The sequence below is a fragment of the Streptomyces sp. NPDC059166 genome (genome assembly GCF_042755185.1).
Classification (GTDB): Bacteria; Actinomycetota; Actinomycetes; order Streptomycetales; family Streptomycetaceae; genus Streptomyces.
This window is the reverse complement of sequence record NZ_JBHZCI010000007.1, coordinates 157648-182411: the sequence shown is the minus strand read 5'-3', so window position 1 is coordinate 182411 and position 24764 is coordinate 157648. Positions and strand designations below refer to the sequence as shown.

The 24764-nt window shown below is 71.2% G+C and carries 19 protein-coding genes; 7 read left to right on the top strand and 12 right to left on the bottom strand.

Going from position 1 to position 24764, the window contains the following annotated elements; translation table 11 throughout:
• Positions 1-5: 5 nt before the first annotated feature.
• A complete protein-coding gene (locus ACFXOA_RS07920; protein WP_385023795.1) occupies positions 6-1160 on the bottom strand; it encodes a GAF domain-containing protein in 1155 nt (384 codons plus the stop codon).
• Positions 1157-2401, bottom strand: coding sequence for an MFS transporter (locus tag ACFXOA_RS07915; RefSeq protein ID WP_385023793.1), 1245 nt, complete (start codon positions 2399-2401; stop codon positions 1157-1159). The genes ACFXOA_RS07920 and ACFXOA_RS07915 overlap by 4 nt, the downstream gene beginning before the upstream one ends.
• Positions 2402-2648: 247 nt before the next feature.
• On the opposite strand from ACFXOA_RS07915, the gene ACFXOA_RS07910 reads away from it, so the two are divergent.
• Complete coding sequence (locus ACFXOA_RS07910) at positions 2649-3335, top strand: GntR family transcriptional regulator (protein WP_385023791.1); 687 nt, start codon at positions 2649-2651, stop codon at positions 3333-3335.
• On the opposite strand, the gene ACFXOA_RS07905 is transcribed toward ACFXOA_RS07910, so the two are convergent.
• Positions 3275-4792: an amidase gene (locus tag ACFXOA_RS07905; RefSeq protein ID WP_385023789.1), complete on the bottom strand. Its 1518-nt coding sequence runs from the start codon at positions 4790-4792 to the stop codon at positions 3275-3277. The two genes, ACFXOA_RS07910 and ACFXOA_RS07905, sit on opposite strands and share 61 nt — an antisense overlap.
• A gap of 38 nt (positions 4793-4830) precedes the next feature.
• Positions 4831-6159: a purine-cytosine permease family protein gene (locus ACFXOA_RS07900; RefSeq protein ID WP_385023787.1), complete on the bottom strand. Its 1329-nt coding sequence runs from the start codon at positions 6157-6159 to the stop codon at positions 4831-4833.
• A gap of 242 nt (positions 6160-6401) precedes the next feature.
• Here ACFXOA_RS07900 and ACFXOA_RS07895 point away from each other — a divergent pair, with 242 nt between their 5' ends.
• Entirely contained in the window at positions 6402-7343 is a 942-nt protein-coding gene (locus ACFXOA_RS07895; protein WP_385023785.1) for a DUF3626 domain-containing protein, read from the top strand.
• Positions 7344-7412: 69 nt separating this feature from the next.
• Here the strand turns inward: ACFXOA_RS07895 and ACFXOA_RS07890 are convergent, their stop codons facing one another.
• From ACFXOA_RS07890 to ACFXOA_RS07870, 5 genes are all read right to left on the bottom strand, one after another.
• Positions 7413-8318 (bottom strand): Gfo/Idh/MocA family protein, encoded by a 906-nt coding sequence (locus ACFXOA_RS07890; protein WP_385023783.1) that lies wholly within the window; start codon positions 8316-8318, stop codon positions 7413-7415.
• Positions 8319-8363: 45 nt separating this feature from the next.
• On the bottom strand, positions 8364-9578 hold the full coding sequence (locus ACFXOA_RS07885; protein ID WP_385023781.1) for an ROK family transcriptional regulator: 1215 nt from the start codon (positions 9576-9578) through the stop codon (positions 8364-8366).
• A gap of 76 nt (positions 9579-9654) precedes the next feature.
• On the bottom strand, positions 9655-10521 hold the full coding sequence (locus ACFXOA_RS07880) for a carbohydrate ABC transporter permease (protein ID WP_385023814.1): 867 nt from the start codon (positions 10519-10521) through the stop codon (positions 9655-9657).
• A 77-nt stretch (positions 10522-10598) separates the two neighbouring features.
• Positions 10599-11582: a carbohydrate ABC transporter permease gene (locus tag ACFXOA_RS07875; protein ID WP_385023779.1), complete on the bottom strand. Its 984-nt coding sequence runs from the start codon at positions 11580-11582 to the stop codon at positions 10599-10601.
• Between the two features lie 34 nt (positions 11583-11616).
• A complete protein-coding gene (locus ACFXOA_RS07870) occupies positions 11617-13020 on the bottom strand; it encodes an ABC transporter substrate-binding protein (protein ID WP_385023777.1) in 1404 nt (467 codons plus the stop codon).
• Between the two features lie 135 nt (positions 13021-13155).
• Between ACFXOA_RS07870 and ACFXOA_RS07865 the strand changes: the two genes are divergently transcribed.
• From ACFXOA_RS07865 to ACFXOA_RS07850, 4 genes are all read left to right on the top strand, one after another.
• Positions 13156-14202, top strand: coding sequence for a zinc-binding alcohol dehydrogenase (locus ACFXOA_RS07865; RefSeq protein WP_385023775.1), 1047 nt, complete (start codon positions 13156-13158; stop codon positions 14200-14202).
• A 133-nt stretch (positions 14203-14335) separates the two neighbouring features.
• Positions 14336-15136, top strand: a complete 801-nt coding sequence (locus ACFXOA_RS07860; RefSeq protein WP_385023773.1) for a sugar phosphate isomerase/epimerase family protein — start codon at positions 14336-14338, stop codon at positions 15134-15136.
• Entirely contained in the window at positions 15133-16527 is a 1395-nt protein-coding gene (locus tag ACFXOA_RS07855) for a hypothetical protein (RefSeq protein ID WP_385023771.1), read from the top strand. The genes ACFXOA_RS07860 and ACFXOA_RS07855 overlap by 4 nt, the downstream gene beginning before the upstream one ends.
• On the top strand, positions 16524-18488 hold the full coding sequence (locus tag ACFXOA_RS07850; protein WP_385023769.1) for a glycogen debranching N-terminal domain-containing protein: 1965 nt from the start codon (positions 16524-16526) through the stop codon (positions 18486-18488). The genes ACFXOA_RS07855 and ACFXOA_RS07850 overlap by 4 nt, the downstream gene beginning before the upstream one ends.
• Before the next feature lie 64 nt (positions 18489-18552).
• On the opposite strand, the gene ACFXOA_RS07845 is transcribed toward ACFXOA_RS07850, so the two are convergent.
• The 3 genes from ACFXOA_RS07845 to ACFXOA_RS07835 form a co-directional block, all read right to left on the bottom strand.
• The gene (locus ACFXOA_RS07845) at positions 18553-18684 is read right to left on the bottom strand and encodes a hypothetical protein (protein ID WP_385023767.1); all 132 of its coding nucleotides are present in this window, start codon (positions 18682-18684) and stop codon (positions 18553-18555) included.
• A gap of 279 nt (positions 18685-18963) precedes the next feature.
• Positions 18964-22353: a CARDB domain-containing protein gene (locus tag ACFXOA_RS07840; RefSeq protein ID WP_385023765.1), complete on the bottom strand. Its 3390-nt coding sequence runs from the start codon at positions 22351-22353 to the stop codon at positions 18964-18966.
• A 508-nt stretch (positions 22354-22861) separates the two neighbouring features.
• The gene (locus tag ACFXOA_RS07835) at positions 22862-23461 is read right to left on the bottom strand and encodes a TetR/AcrR family transcriptional regulator (RefSeq protein ID WP_385023763.1); all 600 of its coding nucleotides are present in this window, start codon (positions 23459-23461) and stop codon (positions 22862-22864) included.
• Between the two features lie 60 nt (positions 23462-23521).
• On the opposite strand from ACFXOA_RS07835, the gene ACFXOA_RS07830 reads away from it, so the two are divergent.
• Positions 23522-24589 (top strand): hypothetical protein, encoded by a 1068-nt coding sequence (locus ACFXOA_RS07830; RefSeq protein WP_385023761.1) that lies wholly within the window; start codon positions 23522-23524, stop codon positions 24587-24589.
• Positions 24590-24764 lie beyond the last annotated feature (175 nt).

The following is a 24764-nucleotide window of genomic DNA, read 5'->3' as shown; positions in this document are numbered from 1 at the left end:
CTTGTTCACAGGGCGGTGCGGATGCGGGTGGCGGCTGTCTCGAGGGCCGTCGTGTCGGTGTCCGTCCAGTCCCGCTCCCGGAGACTGTGGACGGAGATCCATCCGGTCATGGCACCGTCGGTCTCCACGGGCGCGAGCATCTGGGCACGGACCCCGTAGACGTCGACGAGCGCCGCGGGCGGGTGTGGTTCCGCGGCGAAGCCCGGCTGGACCAGGGGGCGGCGATGGTGTTCGAGCCACTCGACGGTGTTGAGGCGGCGCTGGTCGAGTGAGGCGTCACGGCGGATCGGACGCACCCCCGGGCGGAGCTCCTCCCCCGCCGTGACGTCGACGTGGAGCCCGTGTTCCGGCAGATCGGCGCGGAAGGTGGTGCGGTCGGCTCCGGTCTCGGCGAGGAGCAGCGCGAGTGTCTCCCCGATCAGGGCACGCAGACTGCCCGAGCGCAGGAGATCGCCGCGGCCGGGGAGCGCCGGCGCGACGCCCGCGAGCCGCAGGGCCTTCCAGAGTGTCGCGGTCACCGAGTCGAAGACCGGCAGTCCCAGCCGTTGTTCGAGCGGGTCCGCCAGCTGCGCTCCGTGGACATTCGTGCAGACGACCGCGACGGCGTGCACGTCGTCCCGTGCGGCGCGCTCGATCTGCGCGGCGACGTCGGAGGCCGGTATGCGGGCGAAGGCCTCGTTGTCATCCGTGCCGAAGGGTTCGGCCATGACGCACTCGATGCCCTCGTCCGCATAGGTCTTCACGATTCGCTCGCAGACGTCCCGGGTGTACGGGAGGGCGAGGCCGAGCCGTGTCACGCCGTACGCGGCGCACGCGTCGAGCAGGGCCAGGGTGGAGGTGGTGGCCGGGATACCGGTGGCTTCGGTGATCGCGCGGGTGAGGGCGCGGTCGCGGTCGGGACCCAGCCAGGATCCGGAGGTCCCGTTCCAGGCGATGACGTCCACATCGGCGTCGGCGAGCTGGTGCGCCGCCTCCAGCATGGGGCCGGGGTCGAACTGCGCGTCGCTGTCGCCGTCGAGCGCGATCCTGGTGACCGGGACGCGGGCGAAGTGCGCGGTCGCGGCGGAGGTGCCGTGCAGCAGGGCGTATGTCTCCGGCTCCAGGCAGGTGTTGGACGAAGGGGTCAGCATGCCGAGCCGAGGGGGTGTGTGGCTGCTCATCGGACCGCGAGCCTCCTGGAGTAGTCGATGACGAGGGACGAGACGGTGAACAGGGCTCCGGCGCCGACGAAGTAGAGCAGCGCCCAGGTGTAGGAGCCGGTGGCGCCGACGACGAAGCCGACGACGATCGGTGTGACGATGCCGGCGATGTTGCCCGAGAGGTTCATGGCCGCGCCGACGAGACCGGCGTTGGCGCGTCCGCCCAGGATCGAGGGCAGCGACCAGTACAGCCCTGCCCAGCGGAGGAAGAACAGGACCACGGCGAGCAGGGTGACGGCGGTCATGGCGTCGGGGACGAGGACCACGCCGAGGAGGCCCGCGACGACGACGGCGCCCGCGATGCCCATCAGGGTGCGCATGACCCTGTTCGCCCCTGCTCCGGCCGCCTGCCAGTGGTCGGAGAGCCATCCGCCGGTGAGTTCACCGACGAATCCTGCGCCGAAGATGACCAGGGTGGACCAGCCGATGGACTTGATGTCGAAGCCCTTGGTCTCCGAGAGGTAGAGCGGGCCCCACGTGAGGATGCCGTAGAAGACGCCGTTGAAGCCCGTCCAGCCCAGGCACATGCCCCAGAAGGAGCGGTACTTCAGGTAGTCGGACAGCCGTCCGCGCCTGTCGGTCCCGGCGGAGTCGGCGTCCTCGGCGGCGTGGGCTTCCTCGATGTACGCGGCTTCCGCCTCGTTCACGCCGCGATGGGCGCGCGGCGTGTCGCGGAGGAACCACAGGGCGACGAGGCCGAAGCCCAGGGTCAGGGCTCCTGCGACCACGAAACTGATGCGCCAGCTCCCGGTCCAGGAGATGAGGCCGGAGATCGCGATCCCGCCCAGGGCGGAACCGAGTGGCGCGCCGCCGTCCATCAGGACCGCGCCGCGGCCTCGCTCCTTCGCGGGCAGCCACTGCGCGTTGAGTTTGCCGCCCGCCGGCATGACGGGTGCCTCCACGGCACCGAGCAGCAGACGGAACCCGAGCAGGGAACCGACGCCGGTGGCCACGCCGGTCAGCCCGGTGGCGAAACCCCAGCCGACGCAGGCTCCGCCCGCCATCACCCGGGGGCCGTAGCGGTCGATGAGCCGGCCGCTGGGGATCTGCATCAGGGCGTACGTCCAGAAGAAGGCGCTGAGGACGAAGCCGGTGACCTCCTTGGAGAGGTGGAGGTCCTCGGTGATGAGAGGCAGAGCCACGGACATGGAGCCCCGGTCGATGTAGTTGAGCGACACGACGGCGAGCAGGAGGACGAACACCTTCCAGCGTGTGCGGGTGGGCCGGATCCCGTGCGGGGCTCCCGGTGAGTCCGTCGGGGCGTCCTGCGCAGGGGCGTCCGGCGTAGGGGAAGGGTGAGCTGGCGGCATGGCGGAACCTCGAATCGGCGGAATTCGGGTACGTGCTGACGTGCAACTTCGTCGCTATGGCATACCAAACAATGGCGGGCGCACCCCGCCGGGGTCAAGGGTTTGGTATACCGTGAGGACTTCTTTGCAGGGAGAACACATGACAGAGGAACAGTCACCGGTGGGGAACTCCACGGGGACGGGCTGGCTGCGGGACCAGGTCTGTGAGGGGATCCGCGACCAGATCATCACCGGGCGGCTGGGGCCGGGCGACCGCCTCGTCGAGCGGGATGTGGCCGAGGAGTTCGGCGTCTCCCGGATCCCGGCGCGCGAGGCGATCCGCATCCTGATGGGAGAAGGGTTCCTCGAGGCGCTGTCACCGCGCCGGATCGTGGTCAAACAGCTCTCACGCCGCGACGTCCTGAACCTGTTCGATCTGCGCGAGGCGCTGGAGGTGCTCGCCGTGCGCCGCGCCGCGGAACGCGCGGACGAGGCGCAACTACGGCAGTTGCGGAGGCTGCTGGAGAGCGCCCGCAAGGCGACCGACTCCGGCCGGCCGGAGCGTGTGTCCCGCGCCAACACGGCCTTCCACCAGTACATCGTGGAGATCGCCGGCAACGACCTCCTCGCCAGGACGCTGGAACCTCTGGAAGGACGGCTGCGATGGCTGTTCCACCAGATCGACGACCCCGCCTCGGTGTGGGAGGAGCACCGCCGAATCTACGAGACCGTCGCGGCGGCCGACGCCGAAGCGGCGGCCGCCCGTGCGCTGAGCCACGTACGCCACTACCGGGAGGTGGCGCTGCGCCTCCTGTTCGACGGCTCGGACTCCTCCGGCGCCCTCTGACCCCGGTCCCAAGGGCCGTCCGGCCACCTGTGGGCCCAGGGCGCCGCACGTTCGAACGCCGCCGCCACGCGCAGGACCTGGGCGTCGGCGAGGTGACGCCCCACGATCTGCATGCCGACCGGCAGCCCGTCCCCGGTCCAGCCTGCGGGGACGCTCACCGCCGGCTGCCCGGTGAGGTTGGCCGGGAAGGTGAACCCGGTCCAGGCGGTGTCCGCCACGACCCGCCCGTCGATGAGTTCGGGCCCCTGGATGCCGACGGCGAAAGGAGGTACCGCCGCCGTCGGGGTGACGAAAAGGTCGTAGGCGGACATCAGCCGTGCCGTTCGGTTGACGACCGCCTTGCGGACCATGTTGGCGTCGGTGAACTCCTCGGCCCTCCAGGGCCGTCGCATCATGGCCACCAGATGGGGCGACATCCGTTCGCCGTACGTGTCGGCCAGACGCCGCATGCCCGTCAGGTCGGTCTCCGCCGCGATGAGCGCGGCGAACGCCTCGGAGGGGTCGTCCCACCCCGGGTCGACCGCGTCGACACGGCAGCCGAGGTCCCTCTCCAGGACCTCGACCGCCGCGCCCACGACGCGGCGGACCTCCGGGTCGACCGCGAGGTAGCCGAGGTCGGCGCTGTAGGCGACCCGCAGACCGCTCGTGCCCGTGCCCCGTGCCCTGTCCGTCCAGTCGACGTCGTCGCACGGGATCGAGTGCCGGTCACGCGGATCGGGCCCGGCCAGTACCGACATCATGAGTGCGGCGTCCGCGACGGTGCGGGTCAGAGGCCCGATGTGCTCGAGGGACTCCCACCCCGAGACGCCCGGATAGCGCTCGTCCCGGCAGCCGGGCCACACGGGGACCCTCCCCATGGCGGCCTTGAAGCCGACCAGCCCGCAGTGCGCGGCCGGCACCCGCACCGAACCGCCCCCGTCGGAACCGAGGGCCACGGGGCCGAGCCCGGCGGCGACCGCGGCGGCGGACCCCGCGCTCGAACCACCGGGAGTCATCGCGGTGTTCCAGGGGTTGCGCGTGGTGGGGAACAGCGGGTTGTGGCCCACCGCGCTGTATCCGAACTCCGTGGCATTGGTCTTGCCGAGGACGACCGCCCCGGCGCCCAGGACGCGTTCCACCACGATGTCGTCCTCGTCGGGCACGAAGTCCTCGTAGGCGGGCGAGCCCGAGGTGGTGCGGATGCCCCGGGTGGTGATCAGGTCCTTCACCCCCATCGGCACGCCCGCGAGCGGTCCGACGTCCTCGCCGTGCGCCAGCCGCTCACCGATACGGCGGGCGCGTTCGCGCGCCTGGTCCGGGACGGTCGTGCAGTAGGCGTGCAGTTCGGTGTCGGCGTCGTCCGTCCGGTCCAGGACCGCGTCCACGGCTTCCAGGGGTGACAGTTCGGACTTTCGTATACGGGCGGCCAGTTCGGTGGCGGACATACGGCAGATCTCGTCGCGTGCGGCGCGGTCCATGTGGTGCACTCCTCGGTGCGGCGGGCGGGGCGGATCGGTCAGGCGGTCCGGGCCGCCGGGACGGCGGCAGAGCGCTCCAGGGCGTAGTGGACCCCGCAGGCGACGGCCATGCCGACGACCGCGTCGACCGAGCCCGGCACCAGGTAGTGGGCCACCGTCGCGGCACCCGCCCCGGCGGCCCACGCGGCGAGCGCGGACGGGCGGTAGGCGCGTGGCTCACGCCCCGCCGTACGCCGTCGCAGGACGAGCTGGTCCATGATCAGCACGGCGCCGATGGGCGGTACGAAGATGCCCAGCAGATTCAGCCAGTCGAGGAAGAGGCTCCAGACCCCGGTGAGCGCGGCGACCAGGCCCACCACGCTCAGGACGATCGCCAGGGGGCGCATCCGGAGCGGAGTGATCGCGGACCAGCCGACGGCTCCGTTGTAGAGACAGTGCGAGGCGACCGAGCCGAGGTTCACGAAGACGAACACCACCGCGACCGTCGTCAGCAGGGGGCCGTGCCCGGTGAGAAGCCCGAGGAAACCGCCGCCGTTGACGGCGGGGTCCACGGCGCCCCCGACAGCCACGACGAACCCGCCGATCAGATAGGCGACGCTGTTGGCGAAGGGGAAGGCGCAGCTCGCCGCGACGACCGCGGCCCGGCCGTCGCGCGCCCAGCGGGTGAAGTCGGCGGTCATGGTCCCGGAGTCGGAGAAGCCCGCGATCACGATGCTCATGGCCGCGCCGAAGGAGAGGGCGTGTCCGGTGCCCTCGTACGACCAGGCCTGCCCGAGTGAGGCGCCGCCCTCGGTCACGCCGAACCAGAGGGCCACACCGGCCAGCACGACGAACAGCGGTGTGGCGACGAGACCGATCAGCGAGAGGGCGCGGATCCCGAGGACGGTCAGCACCGTGTAGAACACTCCCCCGGCCAGCGCACCGAGCAGCGGCGCCCACCCGAGGGCCTCCTGGAGCGTGGTCCCGCTCAGGCCGATCTGGAAGGAGTACCAGCCGATGACGACCGTGGAGAGGAAACCGGCGGGGATCCGGCTGCCGAGAGTGCCGAACGTGCGGGCGGCCTGGTGGGAGAAGTTCTCACCCGTGCGTCCCGCAAGCCAGCTCAGGGCGCCGACGTAGGCGAAGAGGACGAGGTTGCCGAGGACGATCGCCGCCGCCCCGCGGGCGAGGCCGAGGCTGTGGACGATGACTCCGCCGAACACCGCGTTGCCCAGGTTCATCGGAAAGCCGAACCACACCGCGGACACGGAGAGCATTCCTCGCCGTGCCTCTGCCGGTACCGGCTCGTGCTCGTACTCCTCGCCGAGCGGACCGTCCTGACCGCGCGCCGATCCGCGCCGCTCCGCCGCACCCGTAGTCGTGGCCACGAGACCTCCCGTTTGGTATACCGTTTCGACGCTTGGACGGTAGGTTCGGCGTGTTTCGGCCAGAGGCATGGCTTGTTACGGGCCCGGGACACCGAAATCCGGTTCGGCCGAGGGACCTTCGCGGCGGGCCGGCGCCCCGGGCGGCGGGCCGGGGCGGGATCCCGCGAGGGGCCGCCCCGCGACAGCCGCGCCCGTCCGGCAATCCAGGTGCCTCGGCGGCCAGGAACGGGGACACTGTGCGGATGTATCCCACGGCCTCACGGACACCTCAGGAACACGCCCTGCAGCATGTCGCGGAACTCTCCTCGGGCCCGCCGGCGGACCCGGCACTGCGGGTGACCCTCAACTTCCACCCGGACCGAACGATGCGTGGCGGGACGGTCCTGGAGGCGATGGCCGAGGACGGCGTGTACCTCTCGCAGTTCGTCACGGGGACCGGCAACGGCGGGCTGACCGCAGTTCCCGGCGGGGACCGGTGGCGTTGGGAGAGCCGGATCTTCGACGGCGCGTACGACGCGGCGCCCGCTCACGAGCGTCCGGTCTACGGAGCGCTGAACTTCCGTCTCAAGCCTGTCGGCGCGGCGCCCCGGTTCGGCTCGGCGCACTTCCGGCTGACGGCCGGGACGCTGGGGCGGACCACCTTCTGCTACCCCGACAGCTTCCTGGAACCCGTCCATTTCGGTGTGGCCGACCGGCTGGGGCTCATCGGGACGGCACTCGCCGACAGCCCGGACGATCTCGACGACTACATCGAGGCCCAGGTGCACGGCCCGGTCGACCTGAACAGCCACGTGGAGGCGCTGGTCCTGGATCCCTCCTTCCGGGGCACCGAGGTCGAGTCCGCGGCTCTGCGCCTGGGCTGTGCCGTGGAGTGGCATCCGGGGCTGCGGCTCGAGGCCGACGCGCTCCGTGGTCACCACGACTACCGTGGGCAGGAGTACGTCGACCTGGCCGGGCGGATCGCCGTGGACGGCGTGCTCGATCCGCGCATCGTCGGGGACGCGGCGAGAACGGGCCGGCACGATCCGCAGGCGGTCAAGAAGGTGTGGCACTACCTGGCGCGCTTCGGGACGGCAGCGCACCAGGCGCCCGGCCCGGGCCAGGTCGGGCGCGGAACCGCAGGCGCGGAGAACGACGGCGCCCGAACGGGGGCCCTTCCAGAGGGCGTTCGCCGGCCCGGGTAACCGTGGAGCGCCTTCCGCCGTTTCGAGTGCGTACGGCTCGGGCGCCACACCCCGGTCGGCCGCGGAACCTCAGCGGCCGTCGCGCGCCGCCCGGTCGAGCAGCTTCTGGATGTGCAGGCCGCGCGCCGCGTCGATGCCGGTGCCCACGCCGGTCCGTACGGCGGTGGCGAACTCCCGGCGCAGGACCGGCCAGCACTCCTCGTGGTCGATTCCGGCGGTGTCATAGACCAACTCCTCGCCGGGCCCGAAGAGTTCGACCCGGGTCCTGGCCCGGGGAAGACTCACGCTCCCCGAGAGCGAGGCCTGGCTGACCGCGCCGTTCTCGTGCTCGCAGGTCAGCTCGATCCAGCGGCGCGGGTCCCCGGTCGCCCGCACGGAGACGATGGGTGCGACCGCGCTGTCGAGGATGTCCAGCAGGTGCGGGCCGAGGTCGAGCAGCGCTCCGTGCTCCAGGCGCCACGACGTGGCGAACTCGCCGCCGAGGAAGGCCCCGTGCAGATAGCAGGAGCGCGCCCCCGTCACCTCACGGGTGGCGGCCTCGGCGAGGAAGGCGCGGGTGGCCGGGTGGTAACGCTTCGTCAGGACGAGTTGCGAGACCACTCCGTGCTCGCGGACGGCGTCCGCCACCGCGCGGGCCGTGTCGAGGTCCGGGCCGAGCGGCTTCTCCAGCAGGAGGGCGCGACCCGCCGCCGCGGCCCGCGGGGCGAGGGTCGCCTGCACGGCCGGAGGCACGGCGAAGGCGACGGCCTCGCAGCGGTCGAGGAGTTCCTCGAAGGAGCCCGCGACCGGCGCGCCGTAGGGGCCGGCCACCTCGGCCGCGGCCTCGGGGCGCCGGGCCCAGACGGCCGTCAGTTCGGTCTCCGGGCCGGTGGCCAGCACCCGGGCGTGCATGGCGCGGGCCCAGGGGCCGGCGCCCACGAGGCCGACCCGTACCGGCTGTTCGGACCAGGTGTCTGCGAGGGGGGCGGTGGACATGGTGCTCTCCGTCGTTCTGCTGTGGGTGTGGCGAGGCGGCGGCGTTCAGGCGCCGTCGCGGGCCGTTGCGGCGGCCGCGAGGCGCGCGTCGGCGCGGTCCGGTGAGTAGAGGTGGTCGACGACCATGCGGGCGGCTCCGGCCAGGGCCGCGCGGTCGCCCAGCTCGGAGGTGACCACCTGGAGGTGGGCGGTGGTGCGGGGCATGGCGCGCTGGTAGAGGAGTTCGCGTACGCCGGTGAGGAACGGGGTGCCCGCGAGGTCCCCACTCAGCATGAGCACACCGGGGTTGAGCAGCGTGACGACGGTGACCAGCACCTCGCCCACGCGCTGCCCCGCCTCACGGGCGAGCCTGACGGCGTCCGGCTGCCCCGAGGCCAGGTGATCGCGTACGTCGGATCCCGACGCGGTGGGCACCCCTGCCGCCGTCAGCTGTCCGGCGATGGACCGCCCGCTGGCGACCGCGGCGAGGCAGCCGTAGGAGCCGCACATGCACAGCGCGTCGGGGCGGTCGTGGAGCCGGATGTGGCCGATGTCGCCGGCGCCTCCGTCGATGCCGCGATAGATCTCCCCGCCCACGACGACACCCGCGCCGATACCGGTGGACGCCTTGACCAGGACGAAGGCGCTGCAGTCCGGGTGTCCGGCCCGCTGTTCGGCCAGGGCCATCAGGTTGGCGTCGTTGTCGACGAACACGGGCAGGGGGCCGGGTCCGGGCACCGGGCCGACGTGTTCGGTCCAGGCCTGGCGGAGGCGTTCCCGTACGGGGAAGCGGTCCCAGCCGGGCATGATCGGCGGCTGGACGATGCGGGCGGTCTCCCAGTCGACGGGCCCGGGGACGGACAAGCCGATGCCGCAGACGTCTGCGGGGGACGTGCCCGCCTCGGCGAGCAGCGGGCCGAACCAGCGGGCCAGTTGATCGAGGGCGTGGTCCGGTCCGTCGGCGATGACGAGGGTGTCGGTGTGCTCGGCCAGGGTGTTTCCGTCGAGGTCGAGCGCCGCCACGCGGGCGTGCCGCGTCTCCATGTCGGCGACCAGGACCACCGCGTGCGTCGGGTCGAACTCCAGCCGGGACGAGGGGCGTCCACCGGTGGAGGTACCGGCGGCGCCGCGGAGCCAGCCGGCGCCGAAGAGCTGGTCGAGGCGGTGTCCCACGGTCGAGCGGGAGAGGCCGGTCGCCTGCTGGAGCTCTCCCCGCGTGGTGGCCTCGCCGCTGCGAATGAGCTGCAGCAGATGCCCCGCGCTGGCCTGGTTTCCTGCCATCCCCGCCGTCCTCGCTCTGTCCGTCGCGTCCGTGCCCGGCCGGGGACCAGGTGCGGCCCCCTCCGGTCCGGCGTTCTCAGCTCTTGTCCGCACCGCTGGTCAGGCCCTCTGTGAGGAGCCGTTCGGCGGAGAAGAACAGGAGTACCACAGGGATGGTGAGCACCACCGAACCGGCCATCAGCACGGTCTTCGACACCTCGATGCCGTTGGCCAGTTGCTGCAGGCCGAGGGAGACGGTCCACCGGTCCGGGTCGGCGGCGAGGAAGAGGAGTGCGAACAGGAACTCGTTCCAGGCGATCATGAAGACGTACAGGCCGGTGGCCATCAGGGTGGGCAGCGCGAGCGGCAGGATGATCCTGCGTACGGTCTGGAGGCGCGAGGCCCCGTCGATCGAGGCCGCTTCCTCGATGCTGAAGGGGATGGTGACGAAGTAGTTCTTCAGCATGTAGATCGAGACGGGCACGGTCTGCGCGATGTACACGATGGCGAGCCCGACGAGGCTGCCGGACAGGCCCATCTTCGCGAACATGACGAAGAGCGGCACGGCCAGCAGGGTGGCCGGGAAGAGGTAGACGGCCAGGAACAGCGCGCTGACCTGCCGGTTGCCGAAGAACTTCAGCCGGCTCACCGCGTACGCGCCGGGTACCGCCGCCGCCAGGGTGAGCAGCACCGTGGCGATGGCGACGAGCGCCGAGTTGACCAGCATGCCGAGGAAGCCCTGGCCGCCGTCCGCCTGGGACTTGAGGACGCTCTCGTAGGTGTCGAGTGTGAAGTCCTTGGCCGAGACCCAGAGGTTGCCCGGGTCGAGGAGGAGCGCGTCGATGGGCTTCACCGACAGCATCAGCATGTAGTAGAAGGGCACGATCGTGATCGCCGCGAGGAAGGCGATCACCACCCAGCGCAGCACACCGAAGAAGCGCTCCTCGAACTGGGCGCGGCTCATGCCTGCCCGGGGCCGGCGGGGGGCCGGGGCGGGGCGGGTGAGGTCAGGGCGCCCCTGGGTCACGGTCTCGGTGGCGGTCATGCCGCTTCCTCCTGCATCTTCTTGCCGAAGAACTTGAAGTAGACGCCCAGGAGGGCCATGAGGACGACGGCCAGGACTAGGGCCTGCGCGGAGGCCGCACCGACGTCGAAGCGCGAGGTGAGGAAGTCGTAGACACGGACGGCGACGACGTCGGTGCCCGAACCCCCGCCGGTGAGCAGGTAGATGTCGTCGAACTTGTTGAACGTCATGATGAAGCGCAGGACGGACAGCAGGGCGATGACGGGCATCAGCTGCGGCAGCAGGATGTGCCGGAAGCGCTGCGAGAGGGTGGCGCCGTCGACCTCGGCCGCCTCCTCCAGGCCGGCCGGTACCGCCTGGAGGCGGGCCAGCATGAAGAGGAAGGCGAAGGGGAAGTAGCGCCAGGTCTCGAACGCGATGACGGTGAGCAGCGCGAGCGGGATGTCGAAGTGGACTCCGAACAGCCCCACTTCGTAGGACCGGGTGGAGAGGAAGGCGATGGGGTCGTCCCATCCGAAGAGCTTCTGGCCCCACTCGTTGACGATGCCGTACTGCGGGCTGAGTGCCACCTCCCAGACGAAGGAGACCGCGACCACGGGGGCGACGTACGGCAGGAGCATGGCGGCGCGCAGGGCGCCCCGGCCGCGGAAGGGCCGGCGCAGGGCGAGGGCGGCGACCAGGCCGAGGAGGACCGAGCCCGCGGTGGCTCCGACGGTGTAGAGGAGTGTGGTGCCGAGGCTGCTCCAGAAGCCGGGCGAGCCGAAGACCTGGGCGAAGTTGTCCAGGGTCCACCGTCCGAGGAGGCCGTTCTCCTGGATGTCGACGAGCCTGGCGTTCTGGAAGGCGAGCAGGACGGTCCAGATGATCGGCAGGATCACCACCACCAGGACCACCAGGAAGGTGGGGGTCACGAAGGCGAGGCCCGCGCGGTTCTCCCTGCTGCTCGAGGACTGCGGGGTCGGGACGCGGCGCTTCTTCGCACCGCTCGGGGTTGTGCTCATGGGGTCGGTTTCCTCGTGAGGGAGCGGCGTGGGGCTACTGGAGGGACTTCTGGAGGGCGGTCACTTCTTCGTCGGCCTCCTGGGCCGCCTCTTCCGGTGTGAGCTGGCCGCTGGTCATGGCCCCGATGGCCTTGGCGACGGGGAGTTCGCCGTTGGTGGCACCGACGAGGGTGCCCTGGCCCTGGGTGAGGCCCCACCGCTGCATGTCGCCCACTCCGGTGACGAGCCGGTCGAGGAGGGCGGAGGGGTATGCCTTGCTCATCGACTCTCGGCGGTCGACGCCCATGACGCTGGACCGCCATTCCTGTGCGAAGGCGCCGGGCTGCTGGACGGTGCCGGTGCGGACGGGGATCTTGCCCTCGGGGGCCATGCCGAACCAGTCGGCGTACCCCTTGCCCATCATGTATTCGATGAACTCGCGGGAGGCGCCCGTCTCGGCGGTGCGGGTGACGGCCCAGGAGGTGATCTCGCCGAACTGGGCGGGCTCCTTGCCGTCGGGGCCCTTCAGGGAGGTGACGACGCCGGTGTTGCGGGCGAGGAAGCCCGGGTCCTTCTTGCACTGCGGGCAGCTGGGCAGTGCGTCGGACCGCAGACCGGCCAGCTCGTCCAGGAGGAAGGACGACCAGACCATCATGGACGACTTCCCGGCGAAGTAGGTGGCGCGGGTGGTGTCCACGCTCTGGGTGCCGGGCGCACCGTGCTTGCGGGCCAGGTCGTCGTAGGCGGTGAAGGCGTTGCGGCAGGCCGGGGAGTCGAGGGCGGGTTCGCCCTTGCCGTCGACCAGCTGGCAGCCGTTGGCGAGGGCGAGGTCCTCGAAACTCTGCTGGGTGAAGACGTCCGAGGGGTCGGTGGCGAGCGAGATGCCGTCCCGTCCCCCCTTGTCGAGCGTGGCGGCGGCCTTCAGGGCGCTCGCGTAGTCGTCGGGAGCGTCCAGGCCTGCCTTCTCGAAGAGGTCCTTGCGGTAGACGAGTATCTGGAGCCATGCGTCGGAGGGGACTCCGAGGCGGGTGGATCCGTCGGCGGTGAGCGCGAGCGCGTTGCTGTTGAAGGTGTCGGGGTGGAGGTCCTCGACCACGCGCTTCGCGACGTCGGTGTTGAGAAGGCCGTTGCCGTACATCTGCCAGACCTGGCCCATGGGCACGGCCCCGATCACGTCCGGGAGCTTTCCGGCGGCGGCGGCGGACATGATCAGCTGCGGCAGCTGGGCCTCGTCCACCCCGACCAGATCGACCTGGACCCCGGTCTCCTTCTCGAAGCGGCTGACGACCTTCCTGGTCGCCGCCATCCTCGGCGGCAGGTTCTCCTGCGACCACACCGTGATCCTGTTGTCCGGCCGCTCGGCACCGGAGCTGCCGGAGCAGCCTGCCAGCAGCCCGGCTGCCAGGGTCGCGGCGAGCCCGAACAGGGTCGCCCTCGACCGTCGGGTCTTCATCACCATGCTGTGTCCTCACGCCACTTACGCATTTGCCTGATGCATCTCAGCATCACTTTTGCGTATTGACAAGACATAACTCTGAGATATCTTCGACTGAAGTCAGCGAGCAACACCCCTCCCAGCGCTACCGGAGCCCCCGTGGAACGCGTCGTCCAGTTCACCGGCCCCCGTCAGGTCGAAGTCGCCGAGCACGAAAGCGCTCCGCTCCCTGCGGGACACCTGCGGGTCAGAACTCGCTATTCGGGCATTTCCGCCGGTACGGAACTGACCGCCTACAGGGGCACGAACCCCTACCTCACACGCACCTGGGACGCCGAGGCGCGGATCTTCCGTGACGGCGCGGCCGGCATCGAGTACCCGGTGGCCGGCTGGGGCTACTCGGAGGTCGGCGAGGTGACCGAGGTCTCCCCCGAGCTCGTCGGCACCCCCGGCATGCCGGTGGTGGGCGATCTGGTCTGGGGCATCTGGGGCCACCGGAGCGAGGGCATCGTCCCCGCGGAGCGCATGGCGGGCCACACGCTGCCCGCCGGCCTGGAGCCGCTCGCCGGGGCCTTCGCCCGGGTGGGCGCCATCGCGTACAACGCGATCCTCGCCGCCGACATCCACCTCGGCGAGGACGTGGCCGTCTTCGGCCAGGGAGTCATCGGGCTCCTCACCACGCGGCTCGCCCAGCTCAACGGCGCACGCGTCACCGCGGTCGACGCCCTGGACGGCCGGCTCGCGACCGCGCGTGAGTACGGCGCACGCCGCACCCTGAACGCCCGCGCCGACAGCGTCGCCGAACGCATCCGCGAGGCCACGGGCGGGGCGGGCGCAGACGTCGCCATCGAGATCAGCGGCGTGTACCCGGCCCTGCACGAGGCCGTACGGTCCGTCACCGTGGGCGGCCGCGTCGTGGCGTCCGGGTTCTACCAGGGCGACGGCGCGGGGCTGCGCCTCGGCGACGAGTTCCACCACAACCGCGTACAGCTGATCTGCTCCCAGATCGGCGGGGTGCCTCCGCAGCTCGCGGGACGCTGGACCGTCGAGCGGCTCCAGCAGACGTTCCTCTCGCTGGTCGCCGAGGGCCAGGTCGATGTGAAGTCCCTGGTCAGCCATGTCGTCCCGGTGGCCGAGGCGGCGGATGCCTATGTGCTGCTCGACGAGAGGCCCGCCGACGCCCTCCAGGTGGTCCTGGAGTTCTGAGGTCCCGCAACGCCCCGCCCGCACGGCGGTGAGGACCCTCGCCCCCACCCGGACCGGCACGGCGACGTGCCGGTCCAGCCCCCCGAACAGCCAGCACTCCAGCGCGCCCCGTACGGGCGCCGAAAGGCATCCCATGCTGAGAACCGCATGCCAGGAACAGCTCCTCCCCGGCGACACGCTCCAGGACAAGTGGGCCTTCGCCCAGGAGGCCGGCTACGACGCCGTGGAGCTGCGGTCCAGGGGCGACTTCCACTTCCGCGACCGGCTTCCGGAGCTGAAGCAGGCGCTCGCCGACGGCGTGGTCATGCCGACGGTCTGCGTCGAGATGCTGCACTTCTTCGCCGCTTTCGACGACGACCTGCGCCGGGACGCGCTGGAGCAGATGAAGTCCCAGCTGTCCGTCGCGGCCGAGATCGGCGCACTCGGTGTGCAGACCCCCGCGTCGTACGGGATGTTCTCGCGCCGGCTGCCGCCCTTCGAGCCGCCGCGCACCGAGGAGCAGGACCGCGAGGTGCTGCTGGCGGGCCTCTCCGAGCTCGGCGAGCACGCCCGCCGGGAGGGCGTCACCCTGTACCTGGAGCCGCTCAACCGGTACGAGGACCACATGGTCAACCGGCTGGAGCAGGCCGTAGACCTGATCCGCACGGTGGGCCTGGACTCCGTCCGGATCGGCATCGACAGCTACCACATGAACATCGAGGAGTCCGACCCCTCGGCCTCGATCCTGGCGGCCGCCCCGTACATCGGCCACGCCCAGGTCAGCGACTCCAACCGGTTCCAGCCCGGCGCCGGTCACCTCGACTGGCCGGCCTGGCTCGGCGCCCTGCACAGCATCGGCTACGACGGCTACCTCGCCGCCGAGTGCAGGCTGACCGGCGACCCGGTGGCGGCCGTGCGCTCCGTCCCCGGCTTCCTCCGGAGGTCCGGGGCGTGACGACGCTGCTCGAGACCCCCGTGCCCGCCGCCGCCGATCACCTGACCCTTCGGCGCGGCGCGGCACGGGTCCTCCTCACCAACTGGACCGGTTCCTCCACGGTGCCGTCGCGCGGCCTGTATCCGCACCAGTGGAGCTGGGACTCGGCGTTCATCGCGATCGGGCTGCGCCATCTGTCCGTCCGCAGGGCGCAGCTCGAGCTGGAGAGCCTGCTCGGTGCCCAGTGGGCCGACGGACGGATCCCGCACATCGTGTTCAGCCCGGCGGTACCGCTGGACGCCTACTTCCCGAGCCCCGACTTCTGGCGCTCCTCCACCGAAGGCGCGCCCGCCGGCGCCCCGGCCGGTACCGAGACCTCCGGGATCGTGCAGCCCCCGGTCCACGCGCTCGCCGCGTGGCTCGTCCACCAGGCCGACCCCGAGACCTCACGCCGCCGAGGCTTCCTGCCCCGCGTGTACCGAGGACTCGTCGCCTGGCACGACTACCTCACGGGACGTCGCGATCTCGGCGGCGGCGGGCTGGCGGCCATGGTGCACCCGTGGGAACCCGGCATGGACAACAGCCCCTGCTGGGACGCCCCGCTGGCGAGGGTGAAGCCCGCGCCGCCCGGTTCGTACCGGCGGGCCGACCTCGACCACGGCCAGGCGGCCGAGCGCCCCACCGACCTGGACTACGGCCGGTACGTGCGGCTCGCGGCCGATTACCGCGACGGCGGTTACGCCGATGTGCCCGGCGGGCACGAATTCGCCGTCGAGGACCCCTGCGTCAACGCGCTGCTGATCGTCTCCGAGCAGGCACTCGCACGGATCGCCGCCGAGACCGGAGCCGATCCCGCGCCTCACGAGGAACGCGCCGCCCGGCTCACCGACGCCCTGGTGGAGCGGCTGTGGTCGCCCGCCGACGGCATGTTCCTCTGCCGTGACCTGGTGGGCGGCGAGCTCATCCCCGAACGCAGCGTCGCCGGGCTCGTCCCGATGATCGTCCCGGGCCTGCCCCAGCACATCGTGCAAGCCCTGCTGGACACGGCGACCGGCCCGGGGTTCAGGCTCGGCGAGGTCCCGATGGCACCGTCGTACGACCTCACGGGCCACGCCTTCGACCCCTCGCGCTACTGGCGGGGGCCGGCCTGGTTCAACACCAGCTGGCTGCTGGAGCGCGGGCTGCGCCTGCACGGCCACCCCCGCACCGCGGACGCCCTGCGTTCGGCGATGCTCGACGCCGCTGGAGCGAGTTCGTTCGCGGAGTACGTGGATCCGTTCACCGCGCACGCGCGCGGCACCCGGGCCTTCGGCTGGACGGCGGCCCTCACCCTGGATCTGCTGGCGGCCCACGACCGCACGCCCGGCCACGCCGGTGACCCGGGCGGCACCTCGAACGGAGTACACACGTGAGCGGCTCGGGGGACACCACCCTGGTGCACTCGGGAACCTTCGCCGTACTGGGGGCGGACGGAGGTGTGACGGGCCGGCGGGGCACCTCGCCCGACGGCCTGTTCCACCGTGACGCCCGTCATCTCAGCCACTGGGCCCTCACCGTCGACGGTGCGGCTCCGGCTGTGCTGGTTCCGTCCGAAGGTGACGGGGTGTCACTGTCGGTCCTCACTCCCCCGGGCACCAGGGACGAACCGGCGGCCTACACGGTCTTCCGTGAACAGGCGGTCGACAGCGGTGCGCTGACGGAGCGTCTGCGTCTGGTGAACAACCGTCCGTCACCGGTCGCCGCGGAGCTCTCGCTGACCGCGGACGCCGACTTCGCCGACCAGTTCGAACTGCGCTCCGACAAGCGCGGTTACGACAAGGAGGGGGCCCGGCACACGGCGCTGGTCCACGAGGACGGTGTCACGTTCACCTACGGACGCGGCGACTGGATCTCCCGTACGGAGGTCCGCGCCTCCCCCGCTCCGGAGTCGGTCGGTCCGGCGGTGCCGGGAACGGCACACCGACTGGACTGGCACCTGGAGATCCCCGCCCACGGCACGGCCGAACTGCTGCTGACCGTCGCGGCGCACGCGCACGGGACTCCCGCACCCGCACGACCGGGCACACCCGCGGAGACCGCAGCGAGGCAGGCGGCGGACGCGGCGGCCTTCACCGGCACGCCTCTGCCCCTGCCCGAGGACGCGCCGGACGGTCTCGCCGCGGCCTGCGCGCGCGGGCTGAGCGACCTCGCGGCCCTCCGGGTGCCCGCGACGGGGCCGGACGGCGAGCGGCTCCGGGTACCGGCGGCCGGAATCCCGTGGTTCCTCACCCTCTTCGGGCGGGACTCGTTGTTCACCTCGCTGTTCGCCCTTCCCTACCGCCCTGAACTGGCCGAAGCCACCCTGCTGGCGCTCGCCGCCACCCAGGGCACCGGCTACGACGCGGGCCGGGGCGAGCAGCCGGGGCGCATCGTGCACGAGATCCGGCACGGCGAGCTGGCGCACTTCCGACAGGTGCCGTACGGCCGCTACTACGGTTCGGTCGACGCCACCCCGCTCTTCCTGGTGCTCCTGGACAGCCTCACACAGGCCACCGGCGACACGACGCTCTCCGCGCGGCTGGAGCCCCAGGCCCGGGCCGCGGTGGAGTGGATGTTCCGTGACGGCGGGCTGGGGGACGGCGGATACCTGGTCTACTCGCCCGATCCGCAGGGCCTGATGAACCAGAACTGGAAGGATTCCGAGGGCGCGATCTGCTTCCTCGACGGCACCCAGGCCGAAGGTCCGATAGCCGTCGCAGAGGCCCAGGGGTACGCCTACGACGCGCTCGTGCGCACCGCGCGCACCGCGCGCGCCGTGTGGGGCGACGCCGCGTACGCCGACCGGCTCGACGGCGCGGCCGCCGAGCTCAGGGAACGGTTCGTGCGGGACTTCTGGATGCCGGGCCCGGACTTCCCGGCGCTGGCGCTGGACGGCAGCGGCAGGCAGGTCGACTCCCTCGCCTCCGACGCGGGGCACCTGCTGTGGTCGGGGATCCTGGACGACACCCGCGCGCGGCGGGTGGGCGCCCGTCTGCTGGAAGCGGACTTCTTCTCCGGCTGGGCGATCCGGACCCTGGCCTCCGGTGCGCCGGGGTACCACCCGCTGTCCTACCACCGGGGCACGGCCTGGCCGCACGACAACGCGGTCATCCTGCTCGGCCTGGCCCGCCACGGCCTCTTCGCGGAGGCCAGGACTCTCGCGCTTGGCCTGCTGGCCGCGTCGGCACATCACGGTCACCGGCTGCCGGAGGTCATGGCGGGCTACTCCCGATCGGAGCACCCCCGCCCCGTGCCCTATCCGCACTCCTGCTCGCCGCAGGCCTGGGCGGCGGCCACCCCGCTGGCCGTCCTGACCGCGCTGCGTGAGGAGTGTGCCCGCGGCGCCACCGGTTGACGGGACGAGGCAGCGCCCGCCTCCGGGTCATGCGGGTCCGAGGGCCGGCATGACCCGGAGGGCTTCACCGCCTGTCGTTGCCCTTCTCCTGCAGGCGGCGGCCCTCTTCCCTGAGCTGCCGGTTCTGCAGGACCTTGCCGTCGGCTTCCATGATCCGCCCGCGCACTCGGTTGATCGCGGAAGTCATCTTGCCCATGAAAGGTCACCTCACGTCGTCGGGCGGCTGCCACGCGACTGGCGAAATGTCGCGCATGTCCGCCTTTCCCTCATTTCTCGCATCTCTCGAATCCGAATGCAAGTACGGATATCCCCTCCGCTCGCGGTGGCCCGGGCAGCATCGACGGGTGGACGGGTGCCGGGCGGCGACACCGCGGGGAGGGCGAGGGTTCCTTCGGGACGATCCCTCACGCCGACGGCCCCGGTGGGTTCCCGAGGGGAGGCCCACCGGGGCCGCGGCACGTCCGCGAGTGAGGGACTAGCGCCGGGTGCCCGCCTTCCCCGCGGTTCCGTTGACGACGAACTGTGAACCGGGTTCGACCACCACGTCACCGTCCGCGGAGCCGGTGATGGTGACGTCGGTGAGCGTCGCGCTGCCTCGCGCTCCGCCGTGGGCGAGGATTCCGGCCCCGTTGACGGAGTTCTCGATGGTCACACCGGAGATCACCGCCCCGGGCACGGAACCGCCGCCCGACTTGAACTGGATCCCGTCGTAGGTGGAGTCACTGATGTCGGTGTCACGGATCGTGACGCCGGGGATGTCCTGACCGGCGGCGAAGAGGGTGATCGCGCCGAACTCCTGGGCCTCGCCCCAGAAGGCGCCGCCCGTACGGTGGAGTGCGTTGTTGGCGATCAGCGTCTGCCCCGAGAAGGGCAGGGGGTCGTGGTCCGTCGCCAGCATGATGCCGGGGTAGTTCATGGTGTCGGAGATGATGTTGTTCTCGATCGTGTTGCCGTAACCGCCGTAGATCGCGACTCCGTTGGCCCGCCAGGGCAGTTGGATGGTGTTGTTGCGGAAGTGGTTGTCGTGCCCGACGTCCACGGACGGGTTCTTCACGTACTTGCTCGACCACACGGCCAGCGCGTCGTCCCCGGTGTTCCGTAGGGATGAGTTGAACACCGTGGAGTTCCTCGTGCCGTTGGCGAAGTTGATTCCGTCGGCGTAGGTGTTGCGGATACGCATGCCGGTGAACTCGACGCCGTCCCCCGGACCCCAGAGGTCCGGGATGTTGTCGTAGTCGCGTCCGACCCAGACACCTACGTTGGCGTGCTCCAGCCACACGTTGGTGATCGCGGTCCCCTCGCCGAAGCGGCCGTTCAGTCCGACGCCTCCCTCGGCGTTCCCGTCTCCGCCGCGGATGGTCCCGGAACCGAAGATCGCGAGGTCGGAGATCTTGGTGTTGTCGTCGATGTCGAAGCCGAAGTTCCCCTCGTGGGGGTGGTTGATGCCCCCCGCGTTCTGCGGCGGGGTCAGCGTGTACAGCTGGGAGTGCCACATGCCCGCGCCGCGGATGGTGACGTCCCTGATGCCGACCTGGTTGAACTGCCCCCGGTTCAGCGGGTCGTCGGTCAGGATCTTCTGCTCCTGCCGCCACTGGCCCGGTGGGATCCAGACGCAGCCGATGTCACCGTTCTGGTCGGCGGTCACCGCGCGCTGGATGGCGTCGGTGTCGTCGATGCCGTCGTTCGGGACCGCCCCGTAGGCGGTGATCGAGGTGCAGCCGGACGGCTGGGCCGTGGCGGGGGCGACCTGCTCCAGGTCGACCAGGTCGATGATGTAGAAGGCGGCCGAGTCGCCCGCGTCGCGCTGGAGCCGGAACTTCGTCCCCGCCGGGTAGGTGCGGGTGAGCAGGGCGTTGGACTCGTCGAAGAGTCTCCGGGCGTCCGCACCGGGCTGGTTGGTGAGGCCTTCGGGGCTGTCGGTGTCGCCGTAGAGCCAGCTGTGCTTGGAGGAGAGGGTCAGCTTCCGGACGAAGGTGTTGTCCGCGTAGAGGCTGATCGTGGCCTCCGCCCCGCCACCTCCGGGCGCGTCGGGGATCGAGTTGCGGACGACGATCGAGTTGGACGGCACGGTCGAGGTGATCTCGACGTACTCTCCGGTGGCGTTGAGCCGTACGGATTCACGGCCGGACGACTCCGTGGCGAAGTTGGTGTGGCCGAAGGTGCGTTCCTTGTCGGACTTGAGCAGGGTGCCTCTGTACGTGCCCTGCTCCGCCTCGAACTCGGTGTAGGGCACCGCGGCACCACGACCGACCACGATGGCCCGCGAGTAGACGTTGTTGCTCTCGTCGGTCTCGGCGACGGCGCCCGTGGCGTCAGCGGTGGCCGTCAGGTTGGCCCCGCCGCTCTTCGCGGTCCAGCTCCCCGTGATGGGCACCGTGACGGTGCCTCCTGCCGGAACGGCACCGGTCGTGCCGTTCAGGGTCGTGTTCTCCACCTGGAGCCGGGTGACCGAGGACGCGGTCGCCGCCGTCGTACCGCGGTTGTGGACGGATACCGAGAAGGTGACTGCCGCGCCGACGGCGGGGTTGGCCGGGCTGGAGGAGATCCCCAGCACCTGCAGGTCGGGACCGGGACTCTGGGCGACCACGAGCTTCGACGCGGTGGTGCGGCTGTTGTTGCTGTTGTCCTGCTCGACGACCGTGTCGGTCGGGTCGACCACAGCCGAGACACCGTAGCTGCCCTGCGGACGCTTGCCCACGGCGACGGCCACCGTGGCCGAGGCTCCCGGGGCCAGCGCGCCCACCGACGCGCTGCCGGCGACGGCACCCTCCAGGCTGACCTCGACGGCGGTCGCCGCCGACGCGGACGTTCCCGCGTTGCGCACGGTGGCGTTCACGGTGATGTCGTCCTTCTCCGACGGGGACGCGGGTGACCACGTCAGGTCGGAGACGATCAGATCCGGGTTGGGTGCGGCGGTTCCGACCACCTGAAGTTCGGCGACCTGCGCCCCGGGCGCACCTGTGTTGGAGGAGAACTTGAGCTGCACGTCCGCGTACCGCCCGCTGACCGGAATGGTCACGGTGTTCTGGTTCCCGGACGGGCTGAAGACGTGGTCGGCCCGCGCCTTGACCGAGGTGAAGCCGGTCGAGGCCTGGGCGCGTCCCAGTACCTCGATGCTCTGGGTGCGGGTGGCCCACGCCTGGTCGGGCGAGAGCTTGACCACGACGGCTTCGACGTCGGCGTCCGCCCCGAGCTTCACCGTCAGCGTCGAGGGGTGGCCGTTCGACTCCCAGTACGTGCCGGTCTCACCGTCGTTCGCGTGGGCCGCGACATAGGTCTGCGTGTACGAGGACGCCTCGATCGGCTTGTCGAGCGCGAGGTTGGTGCCGTCCACGGGCGTCGGGCCGGGGTCGTTCTCGCCGTACACCTCGACCTGGGAGAGCTGTGCGGCGTTCCAGCCGGTGTTCGCGGTCACCTGCACCCGGATGTAGCGCACCTGTTTCGACGCGAAGTCGACGGTGACCGTGTTCCCCGTCGTGGGACCGAACACCCGGGCGGCGGACGCCGAGAGGGTGCTGAAGGTGTTCCCGTCCGTCCCGCCCTGGACGGCGAGGGTCTGGGTGCGCGCCTCCCAGGTGGCCGGCAGGCTCAGGACCACGCGGTCGACGTCCAGGGATGCACCGAGGTCGATCCTGACCCACTGCGGGAAGGTTCCCGGGCTCTCCCAGTAGGTCTGCTGACTGCCGTCGGTGATGTTCGACGCCGGGTAGGCGCCGTGCGCGCCACTGGTCGTGACCTGCTTGCCCCGGGCCAGGTCGGGCCCCGGGGCCGCCGCCTGCGCCGTGACGGGCAGGAGCCCGACGGTCATCAGCGCGGCCGTCACCGCGCCGGCGGCGAGCCGCCGGACGAGTCTCTTCCATCTCATGCTGTCCTCGTGTTCCGTGAGGCGGCGGGCCGGAAGGACACGGCCGCGTGTCACCGGCCGCGCGGGGCACCTACGGCGCCTGACGGTGGGTCACATGGCGGGTGCGTGCTGCTGCCGGTACACCGACGGGGGACTGTCCAGGACGCCGGCAGGAGACCGGGAACGGGCCCCCTGCCAGCAACTCACGCTTATTGCTTAGATTTTTGAGTGATCCAGTCAATATTTTGCGGTTCCGGGGTGACAGGTTTCTATCGCGTCACACATTTGTCAACGGTTCTCACACCGGCCCGCCGGTACGCCCCGCATCGGGGGCCGCGCCACACCGTTCGCGCGCCGACCGGACACCCTGGCCGCCGGCAAGACCACGCACACCCCGGCCGGCCGTGATCACGTGAACCCTGTGACCATCCGGCCCCGTCCACGAAGACGCGGCGAGACTGCCGGTGGGGGGCTCTCCCGGGGTCCGTCGCGTCGGGTGGGCGATGCTCAGCGAGGGGGCCGCCAGAAGCTAAGGGCCCTCCGCCCGCCCGACGAGAGGCAGGAACAGGACGTCCACGATCTCCTCCAAGTCACTCTCGGAGGGTGCGCGGTGGGCCATGAGCAACTCGTGGAGGACTTGCACCACGGGGAGCGAGACCACCCGGTCCGGGAGGGCGAGGGCCGGGTCGATCTCCCCGCGCCCGGCCGCGCGGGCAAGGATCTCACGCATCGCGTCCGTGCCGGGGCGGCGGTTCCTGGAGGCCAGGTAGTCCGACAGATCGGTGTCCTGCCCCTGTTCGGCAGCCAGCACCTGGCGCACCGGGGCCAGCTCGGCCATGCGCCGCACGACGGAACGCAGCAGAGCCAGCACATCACCGCGCAGGTCACCCGTGTCGGGCGGCTCCTCCGCGACCGGCGGCGCCTTCCGGCGCAGAGCGGCCAGGACGAGTTCCCGCTTGCCCGGCCAACGGCGGTAGAGGACGGCGCGGCTGGTACCCGCCCGCGCGGCGACGGCCTCGTAGGTCAGCCGCTCGTAGCCGAGAACCACCAGCTCGTCCCAGGCGGCGTCGAGGAGCGCCTGCTCGAGCACCGCCCCACGACGGCGTCTGCGTACGGGTTCTTCGGGCACACCGTGTATCTTAATGTCTCCACTCAAGATACACAGCGACTCTTATCTGGGGGCGCCTGTATGCGCGACAAGGGCATTCACTACGACACCGGCCTGCACTTCATGGGCCGGCACTCCCGGCCCTCCTTCGATCCCGGGGACGTGGAGCGGGAGATGGGGATCATCGCCGGAGAACTGCACTGCGACGCGATCCGGATCATCGGCGACGATCCCGGCCGGATCGACACGGCGGCCCGCCTGGCGGCCGCCGAGGGACTGCGCGTCTGGTACTCGCCGTTTCCCTGCGAGATGACGGAGGAGCAGATGCTGCCGTACTTCACGGACTGCGCCCGGCGCGCCGAGTGCCTGCGCCGCGAGGGGGCGGACGTCGTCCTCGTGACCGGCTGCGAACTCAGCATGTTCGCCAGGGGGTACCTTCCGGGCGACACCTTCGCCGACCGGATCAAGGTCCTCACGGGCCCCGACCGCGAAGCGACCCTCCGTGGCGTGCCACAGCGCGTGAACGCCTTCCTCGGCAAAGTCACCGACGCCGTGCGGCCCGTCTTCCGGGGACCGGTCACCTACGCCTCCAGCCCTCTGGACGGCGTGGACTGGGCGCCGTTCGACATCGTCGGCCTCGACGCGTTCCGCAGCCTGCGCAACGCCGCGACCTACCGGGAGGACCTGCGCAAGGAGTTCGCACACGGAAAACCGGTCGCCGTGCTCGAGGTCGGCTGCTGCACCTTCCGGGGGGCCGGGGACCACGGAGGGGCAGGCTGGTATGTGGCGATGGAACCGGACGGGGTCACGCTCAGGCCGGACCTGGTGCGTGACGAGGGTGAACAGGTCCGGTACATCGACGAGATCATGCCCGTCCTGGCCGAGGAGGGCGTCGACTCGGTCTTCTGGTTCAGCTTCCTCGACGGGCGGAGCCCGCACCGCACCCATGGCGGCCCCGACCTCGACATGGCCTCGTACAGCATCGTCAAGCTGATCGAGGAGGAGGAGGCCAGGCCCTCCCGCCCGGGCATCTGGACCGGTCTGCCATGGGAGCCGAAGGAGGCGTTCCACGCACTCGCGGGCCACTACGCGCGTCTGGGCCGGCCGGGCGCGGGCGCCCCCGGGCCGGATCGGGACCCGGCGGCCTGAGGGCGGCCGCCGGGGGCCCGTCGTACCGCACCCTTCACCCACTCCAGGACCTTCGGCCGACGGGGAGTTCGAACCGAAGGCCGCCCGGGTGGCGAGGCGGCGGCGTACGGGCCGCATCCGCAACCCGGACCCGATCGTGATCGACGCGGATCGGGCGCGCCCCGCGCTACCCGAT

Excerpts from the sequence above, each read along its gene's own strand:
- ACFXOA_RS07920 (WP_385023795.1), bottom strand. The coding sequence starts at position 1,160 with ATGAGCAGCCACACACCCCCTCGGCTCGGCATGCTGACCCCTTCGTCC.
- ACFXOA_RS07910 (WP_385023791.1), top strand. The coding sequence starts at position 2,649 with ATGACAGAGGAACAGTCACCGGTGGGGAACTCCACGGGGACGGGCTGG.
- ACFXOA_RS07905 (WP_385023789.1), bottom strand. The coding sequence starts at position 4,792 with ATGGACCGCGCCGCACGCGACGAGATCTGCCGTATGTCCGCCACCGAA.
- ACFXOA_RS07895 (WP_385023785.1), top strand. The coding sequence starts at position 6,402 with ATGTATCCCACGGCCTCACGGACACCTCAGGAACACGCCCTGCAGCAT.
- ACFXOA_RS07890 (WP_385023783.1), bottom strand. The coding sequence starts at position 8,318 with ATGTCCACCGCCCCCCTCGCAGACACCTGGTCCGAACAGCCGGTACGG.
- ACFXOA_RS07885 (WP_385023781.1), bottom strand. The coding sequence starts at position 9,578 with ATGGCAGGAAACCAGGCCAGCGCGGGGCATCTGCTGCAGCTCATTCGC.
- ACFXOA_RS07880 (WP_385023814.1), bottom strand. The coding sequence starts at position 10,521 with ATGAGCCGCGCCCAGTTCGAGGAGCGCTTCTTCGGTGTGCTGCGCTGG.
- ACFXOA_RS07875 (WP_385023779.1), bottom strand. The coding sequence starts at position 11,582 with ATGAGCACAACCCCGAGCGGTGCGAAGAAGCGCCGCGTCCCGACCCCG.
- ACFXOA_RS07870 (WP_385023777.1), bottom strand. The coding sequence starts at position 13,020 with ATGGTGATGAAGACCCGACGGTCGAGGGCGACCCTGTTCGGGCTCGCC.
- ACFXOA_RS07860 (WP_385023773.1), top strand. The coding sequence starts at position 14,336 with ATGCTGAGAACCGCATGCCAGGAACAGCTCCTCCCCGGCGACACGCTC.
- ACFXOA_RS07845 (WP_385023767.1), bottom strand. The coding sequence starts at position 18,684 with ATGGGCAAGATGACTTCCGCGATCAACCGAGTGCGCGGGCGGATCATG.
- ACFXOA_RS07840 (WP_385023765.1), bottom strand. The coding sequence starts at position 22,353 with ATGAGATGGAAGAGACTCGTCCGGCGGCTCGCCGCCGGCGCGGTGACG.
- ACFXOA_RS07830 (WP_385023761.1), top strand. The coding sequence starts at position 23,522 with ATGCGCGACAAGGGCATTCACTACGACACCGGCCTGCACTTCATGGGC.